This is a genomic window from Blautia sp. AF34-10 (assembly GCF_003477865.1).
GTDB lineage: Bacteria > Bacillota > Clostridia > Lachnospirales > Lachnospiraceae > Fusicatenibacter > Fusicatenibacter saccharivorans.
The window spans coordinates 1-3,641 of sequence record NZ_QUED01000063.1; the positions used below are offsets into that span (position 1 = coordinate 1).

Genomic DNA, 3,641 nt, shown 5'->3' on the forward strand with positions numbered 1-3,641 from the left:
AAAGTAAAAAAAGATTGAATTGGGTTCGAGCAGACAAAAAGTATTCTAACGAAATATGAGACAATGAATGGTACAGTCTTAGAAAAGTTGCAAGAAGAAAATAATAGGTTTTTAAGGAAATGCTTAGGTACTCCCAGTAAAAAGAGTATGACAGGCGTCGAATATTATTATGAGTGGGGACAAATACAATCCTTCTATGATGATCGTTCTTGTCAAACAGGAATTGTAATTATGTTTTAAAATAAGGAATATTGTATCTCTTGCTTCCGTATGCAGAAAGATTACATCGGTACAGAGAAATGTGGTAGTGATACACCAAAGAACACAGGCGAAACCTTATATCTCGGTTCCACAAGTAGCGAATCTTTCAAAAGAGAGAGATGGGTAAAACTCGCTGTTTATATAATAGTAGGGGACGATGTTTTATCCCCTGCTATTATACGTTTTTTAGCATGTTTTCACCAATATTGCTTGGTACCTAACCGATTTTTCAAATAACATCTGATTCCAAGATATACTCCCTGAGAAAGTACGAAAAGCAATAGAAGATTTACGGAAAGTGCTTTTTTAATTGCTTCTCCAAAATAAATGATGACAGCAGTACTTGTCAGTATCATCAGTAGAGTAATAACATCCCAACAGTTTTTCTTATATAATTCTATAACCTTTATTTCTATCAGTATCGCCAGTATCCCTGTCCCTGCCACACATATTCCGACAACCAATATCAGAAATAACCAATATACCATTCCGGCTATAAAAGGATTTGGAATTTTTGTGCTAATCTGTGCCACAGATTGCCCGGCATCAATTGTCCAACCGATAAAAGTTTGTAGGAATGACGCTGCATCATGGAAGAATGATTTACAATCGGAAAGGAACACATCGGACTGTACTGCCTGAAAAAGAGTGGTTGTCAGCGAATACCATGCAAGAAGGAACAAGGTTGTTTGGAACATTACCGTTTTTGCTTTATACTGTCCGGCAAGTCGCTCTTTTTGTGTTCCGTATTTCGCTTTTTCATTCTGATAGGCTGTCCGGTCACAGGATTCACATTTTTCATAGAGTACCGGCTTTTCTACCGGTATCTCTACGATTTTCTGATGTGTCCGGGCATAATCCCGTTGTTGTGTTAAACAGCGTATTTTATTTTGATATTCCCCGATCATGACGTTTGCGCTTCGCAGCTTCTCTTTCTCGTTCCGCAATGCTCTGTCTGCCAGCTTCAAGTCGTTCTTTAATGCTTGAATATTCCCGGCTCTGTTCTCTTTGTTTAATTTCTCGTTCAAGATCAGAGATTCGTTGAGCTGCGTCTTCAGTTCCACGATAAGCTGGTCTTTCTGTTCCAGTTCTTCTTGTATCTCCTCGGTCAGGAGCAGAAGCTCTTCCAACTGTTCGGCGTTCTTTAATTCTCTGGATTCGTTCATCTATATCACGTCCTTTCTCTATCTGCTGTTCCAGTTCAGCAATTCGGTGTTCTGTTTCAGTAATAAACTGTTTTCGCTGTTCAGCTTCTGTGCCAATTTCTGCCATTGCTGATTTTCGTTTTCCAAAAGTTCTATCTTCGTTTTCTGTTCTTCCATCTTGGAAAGCAGTTCCTCGGTATTTGGCAAAATGTTGAGCAGCCCGGATAACTCGCTGTTTAATTTTTGCAATTTCTGATTCTGTTCCTGCATAAGAGAGAGTTGGGTGTCCCGGTTCTGCATTTCCAGAATCATTTCTGCCATTAAGGTCTGCTGTTCTTCGATTTGCCCAATCATGGATTCCATTAAGGGTATAATTTCCCGGCTTTCTTCTAATGTCATTTAATCGCTCCTTCCATAATGATAATGCACCCGATACTTTCCCAAAGGTGTCCAGTATCTTTTGCAATAACGTGTTTTGTTGTTTTATGATTTGATTTTCCGCTACTTTCCACGAACCTTTTATTTCCTGCCCGGCAAGAAATTTTTGTTCAATCTTTCTTGCGTCAGCGCCTTCATGAATGGTAGGAATCTGGAGTTTTCCCTGTTTTTCATAAGAACGGTGATCGACCTGATTCTGCAAAGGCAGATGTTCATTACATACCTTTGCCCATTCACTCCGCCATAGTTCACAGTTTTTTGGATTGTTCCATCCAGTAGCATCGGTCAGCACCCGTTTCCATTGCAAGCGGTTTCTTGCACCAATCTTCTGGATTCCGTTTTCGTCTAATACAGGGATACGGATTCCATGACGGTCAGGGTTTTTCTTATCCTGCCACCAGTTCGGATGGGATTCATCAATCACGATATTTCCGTTTTTATCTCTGACAAATTCCCAATCCTTGACTTCTTTCTTTCCCCAAGAATGATCCGGGTTAAAAGGGCGCATAGTCAGAAGCAGATGGACATGAGGATTGCCATCCCCTTTGTCGTGGATACTCCAATCAGCGCACATTCCTTTATCCACAAATGTTTTTTGGATATAGTCGGCTGTATATTGAATCTGTTCTTGTCTGCTCCATTCTTTTGGAAGGGCAAATTCAAATGACCTGCCAAGTTGGGCATCCGCACTTTTTTCAATCTTCAATACCTCATTCCATAACCTCTGTTTTTGAAATGTGATTTTAAATTTTTTTATAGCAGCTTCTTTATCTTCTGACCTTTTGTATCGGACAGACTTTTGAAAGCGTTTTATATTTTCCTCTGGTACTATCTGCCATTCAGAAGGTGCGTTTTCGCACATCATCAGACTGGTGTAGACCACTTCTTTTTTAGAAGTGTAATAACTGATACTCCCGGTTTCTTCGTTTTTCATCACATCCCCATTGAGATATGCAGAAGCGGAGATAACAGATTTTCCTTTACTTCGTCCGACTATTTTGATTGTGTAATGAAAAATCGCCATGTCTGGATTCCTCCTTTCTGCACATCCGGCATAGATTTCCGGCAACATTGCTTTCAATTTTAGAAAAAGCAGCATTGCCGGAACGCCCTCTGCGTAAGAGTGCCCTGCGCATAGCAGTCTGCATGGAATGCGCCCCTCTGGCGAAGAGTGCCTCCTGCGGCATGAGCAGGTCTGGCTGAAAGCCCCGCCGACGGAACGAGCCCGGCAAGCGTGAGCGCAGACCGGTTGCCACTTGTGGCAAACTTATTGGGACGACCTCTGGTTGTCCATAAGTGCGCCCTTCATGAAAAAGCAATGAAGGGAATGAAAAACTCATCCCCTCCGTCATTACACTTCCTCCATATCGGTATTGGCTTCTTTCTGCATTGCCTTTGAGAAAAACTTCCCATTGGCTTCCTGCCTTTTCAGAAAACCAATCAGCTTTGGGATGTCTTCCTCCTCAATAGGTGCACCAAGAACGGATTCCACTGCACCGCCAATCTGACAGAGCCTATGGGTTCGTTTTTTACTTTCTTCGGCTTTCTTTCGTTTCAGAAGTTCTTTCTTCTGTGTTGCATATCTTTTCGCCTTTTCAAGGCTTTCCTGTTCCTTCTTTTCCATTTCAAGCATTCGTTCTTCATAACTTTTTGTTGATTTTGCCATGATTACATTCCCCTTTCTTTTGCAAACATAAGTTCTCGGTTGCGTATCAGAAGAAGCACATGGTATAATCTTCTTGCGTGTAGGTATATCATGGCTTCGGTCTGATAGAACCTTTGGCGGTTTCTTGGGAA

4 protein-coding genes are annotated in these 3,641 nt (G+C 41.4%); all 4 read right to left on the bottom strand.

What is annotated here, in order from left to right:
- Window positions 1-458: 458 nt before the first annotated feature.
- The 4 genes from DWZ60_RS16700 to DWZ60_RS16715 are packed head-to-tail and all read right to left on the bottom strand — an operon-like array spanning window position 459 to window position 3,510.
- Window positions 459-1,169: a DUF6040 family protein gene (locus tag DWZ60_RS16700; protein WP_008369915.1), complete on the bottom strand. Its 711-nt coding sequence runs from the start codon at window positions 1,167-1,169 to the stop codon at window positions 459-461.
- On the bottom strand, window positions 1,147-2,868 hold the full coding sequence (locus tag DWZ60_RS16705) for a MobA/MobL family protein (RefSeq protein ID WP_026076987.1): 1,722 nt from the start codon (window positions 2,866-2,868) through the stop codon (window positions 1,147-1,149). Before DWZ60_RS16705 ends, DWZ60_RS16700 begins: the two co-directional genes overlap by 23 nt.
- Complete coding sequence (locus tag DWZ60_RS16710) at window positions 2,825-3,196, bottom strand: hypothetical protein (protein WP_118188367.1); 372 nt, start codon at window positions 3,194-3,196, stop codon at window positions 2,825-2,827. The genes DWZ60_RS16705 and DWZ60_RS16710 overlap by 44 nt, the downstream gene beginning before the upstream one ends.
- Window positions 3,196-3,510 (bottom strand): relaxasome subunit MobC, encoded by a 315-nt coding sequence (locus DWZ60_RS16715; RefSeq protein ID WP_072522126.1) that lies wholly within the window; start codon window positions 3,508-3,510, stop codon window positions 3,196-3,198. The genes DWZ60_RS16710 and DWZ60_RS16715 overlap by 1 nt, the downstream gene beginning before the upstream one ends.
- Window positions 3,511-3,641: the final 131 nt, after the last annotated feature.

Bases quoted from the DNA above. Each gene is read 5' to 3' on its own strand.
- DWZ60_RS16700 (WP_008369915.1), bottom strand. From the start codon at position 1,169: ATGATCGGGGAATATCAAAATAAAATACGCTGTTTAACACAACAACGG.
- DWZ60_RS16715 (WP_072522126.1), bottom strand. From the start codon at position 3,510: ATGGCAAAATCAACAAAAAGTTATGAAGAACGAATGCTTGAAATGGAA.
- DWZ60_RS16710 (WP_118188367.1), bottom strand. From the start codon at position 3,196: ATGACGGAGGGGATGAGTTTTTCATTCCCTTCATTGCTTTTTCATGAA.
- DWZ60_RS16705 (WP_026076987.1), bottom strand. From the start codon at position 2,868: ATGGCGATTTTTCATTACACAATCAAAATAGTCGGACGAAGTAAAGGA.